The following is a 2,628-nucleotide window of genomic DNA, read 5'->3' as shown; positions in this document are numbered from 1 at the left end:
ACTCCGGTCGGGCTACGCCCTCCCTCCGTCACGAGCCCAGCGAAACTCTCTCACCTTGATTGACGCTGCCTTCCATCCTGATCGCCGCGCGACAGACAAGGCGCGGATTGTTGCGGAGATCGTGGCGAGCGGCGACTCGGTGTGTTCGGTAGCGCGACGGCATGGATTGTCGCCGCAGCAGTTGTTTGGCTGGCGCCGTCAGTTGCGAGAAGCAGCGGACGGTCATTCCGAAGCAGAAGAAGTACAATTTGTGCCGGCGGTGGTGGATGCCGTAGTGCCGGCGGCCGCTCTTGGCCGTGAGCGCAAACCGGTGCGTTGCAAGCCCAAGCCGGATGCTGCCGGGATCATTGAGATCGAAGTCGACGGCATCACGATCCGGGCCGGTCGTGGTGCGGACGCAACGATGATTGCGTCGATCGTTCGGGCGCTGAAGGCGAGCCAGTGATCGGTCCGTCGGGTGCGGTCCGGGTGATGGTGGCGACCAAACCGGTAGACTTCCGCAAGGGCATGGAGGGGCTTGCGACCCTGGTGCGCGAGAGCATGGGGGCTGACCCATTCTCGGGAGCTGTCTATGTGTTCAGGGCCAAGCGGGCGGATCGGATCAAGCTGGTGTTCTGGGACGGAACGGGTTTGTGCCTGTTCGCCAAAAGGCTCGAGGATGGGATCTTCCGCTGGCCGAAGATCGAGGACGGCGTGATGCGTCTGTCGGCGGCGCAATTGTCGGCGCTGCTGGAAGGGCTCGACTGGCGGCTTGTGCATGAAGCACGGGCAACGCCGGCGCCAACACAAGCGGGATAGTTGTTGGCGGCGCTGCGGCGAAGTGAATCAGGAGCGTCGGACGCGTCGCCAGATGGCGGCGAATATGCTCTGAATTGGGTGTGAGCGACGCCCTGCCTGACGATCCTGAGACGCTGAAAGCGATGCTGCTTGCCGAGCGGTGCGAAAGCGAACGGCTGCGTCAGATCATCAAGGAATTACAGCGACATCGTTTTGGCCGGCGGGCGGAGACGCTGCCTGAAGATCAGATGCTGCTAGGTCTGGAAGATGTCGAGCAGGTGGCAGCGTACGGCGAGACGGCGCAGGACGTCAGCGCACCTGAAGGCGGTGATGCGCGGGCTCGCAAGCGCCGCGGCAACCGTGGCGCCTTGCCGGCGCATCTGCCGCGGATCGAGGTCGTTATCGACATCGACAATAAGATCTGTCCCTGCTGCCAAGGCGAGTTACATCGGATCGGCGAGGATAGAAGCGAGCGGCTGGACCTAGTCCCGGCGCAGTTCCGGATCCTCGTGACTCGGCGTCCCAAATACGCCTGCCGTGCTTGCGAGGACGGTGTCATGCAGGCGCCGGCCCCGACCCGATTGATCGAGGGCGGACTACCGACCGAGGCCACCGTCGCCCAGGTTCTTGTCTCCAAATATGCCGATCACCTGCCACTCTACCGGCAGGCGCAGATTTACGCCCGCCAGGGCATTGAGCTCGATCGTTCGACGCTGGCGGACTGGGTGGGGCAGGCAGCCTTCCACCTGCGTCCGTTGCATGAGCGCCTCCTTGGCAAGCTCAGGCAACGGCCAAAGCTGTTCGCCGACGAGACGACGATGCCGGTGCTCGATCCTGGCCGCGGGCGTACCAAGACCGGTCAGCTCTGGGCCTATGCGGCGGACGACCGGCCCTGGGGCGGCGCCGATCCGCCGGGCGTCGCCTATGTCTATGCCCCCGACCGCAAGGCCGACCGACCAATCGCCCATCTGGCAGGCTTCAAGGGGATCCTGCAGGTCGATGGCTACGCCGGCTATGGCAAGCTGGCTGAGCGTGGCGACGTCCAGCTTGCATTCTGCTGGGCACACATGCGGCGTAACTTCTACGAACTTGCCGCCCCTGGCCCCGCGCCCATTGCGGGCGAGGCGCTCAAGCATATCGCCGAGTTCTATACCATCGAGAAGGACATCCGTGGCCGCAGCGCCGAGGAGCGCCGTCTCGTTCGGCAACAGAAAAGCCGACCGCTGGCGGAAGCATTCGAACGGTGGCTCCGCGCAAAGCTCGCGTTGATCAGCCAAAAGAGCAAGCTGGCCGACGCCATCCGCTACGCGCTCTCACGCTGGGAAGGTCTGACGCGCTTTATCGATGATGGCCGTATCGAGCTCGACAACAACGTCGTCGAACGTTCGATCCGTCCGATCACGCTCAACCGGAAAAACGCACTGTTCGCAGGCTCCGACGGTGGTGCCGAGCATTGGGCGATCATCGCCGCGCTGGTTGAAACCTGTAAGCTGAATGACGTCGATCCGCTCGCCTACTTGACCGACGCGCTCACCAGGATCGTCAATGGCCATCCGAATAGCGCCATCGATCAGTTGCTCCCGTGGGCCTATCGCCGTCACGACCTCAAAGCTGTGGCCTGAAAACAGCGCTTACCCTCAACCCAAGCCAGGAGCAAAATAAATGAGGCAACCGATCGCGCCCGGGAGCATCAATACGTGAGGCAATACGGAGTCTCACCCTGATTGCCGCCGCGCAGAGGCTTGCGGTGCGTCGTCGTGGCGGCCGTAAGCGGGCGATCGGGACCCGGGCGCCGATGACGGTGGCGATGGCGCCGAATGACCGCTGGTCGCTTGACTTCGTGTCGGATCA

General features: G+C 63.5%; 3 protein-coding genes. All 3 read left to right on the top strand.

Going from position 1 to position 2,628, the window contains the following annotated elements:
* Window positions 1-55 precede the first annotated feature (55 nt).
* The 3 genes from tnpA to tnpC all read left to right on the top strand — a co-directional run bounded on the left by tnpA (window position 56) and on the right by tnpC (window position 2,399).
* Window positions 56-445, top strand: coding sequence for an IS66-like element accessory protein TnpA (tnpA, locus tag BM374_RS37680; protein ID WP_092304022.1), 390 nt, complete (start codon window positions 56-58; stop codon window positions 443-445).
* The gene (gene tnpB, locus BM374_RS37675) at window positions 442-798 is read left to right on the top strand and encodes an IS66 family insertion sequence element accessory protein TnpB (RefSeq protein WP_092304020.1); all 357 of its coding nucleotides are present in this window, start codon (window positions 442-444) and stop codon (window positions 796-798) included. Before tnpA ends, tnpB begins: the two co-directional genes overlap by 4 nt.
* A gap of 122 nt (window positions 799-920) precedes the next feature.
* Window positions 921-2,399 carry an IS66 family transposase gene (gene tnpC / locus BM374_RS37670; protein ID WP_092304024.1) on the top strand — a complete coding sequence of 493 codons (1,479 nt, stop codon included), beginning with the start codon at window positions 921-923 and terminating at the stop codon, window positions 2,397-2,399.
* Window positions 2,400-2,628 lie beyond the last annotated feature (229 nt).

Origin of the sequence: Bradyrhizobium sp. Ghvi, from assembly GCF_900115265.1 — a bacterium.
Taxonomy (GTDB): Bacteria; Pseudomonadota; Alphaproteobacteria; order Rhizobiales; family Xanthobacteraceae; genus Bradyrhizobium.
Note: the sequence above shows the minus strand (reverse complement) of the source record. Positions and strands in the feature narration are given on the sequence as shown.

Excerpts from the sequence above, each read along its gene's own strand:
- tnpC (WP_092304024.1), top strand. The coding sequence starts at position 921 with ATGCTGCTTGCCGAGCGGTGCGAAAGCGAACGGCTGCGTCAGATCATC.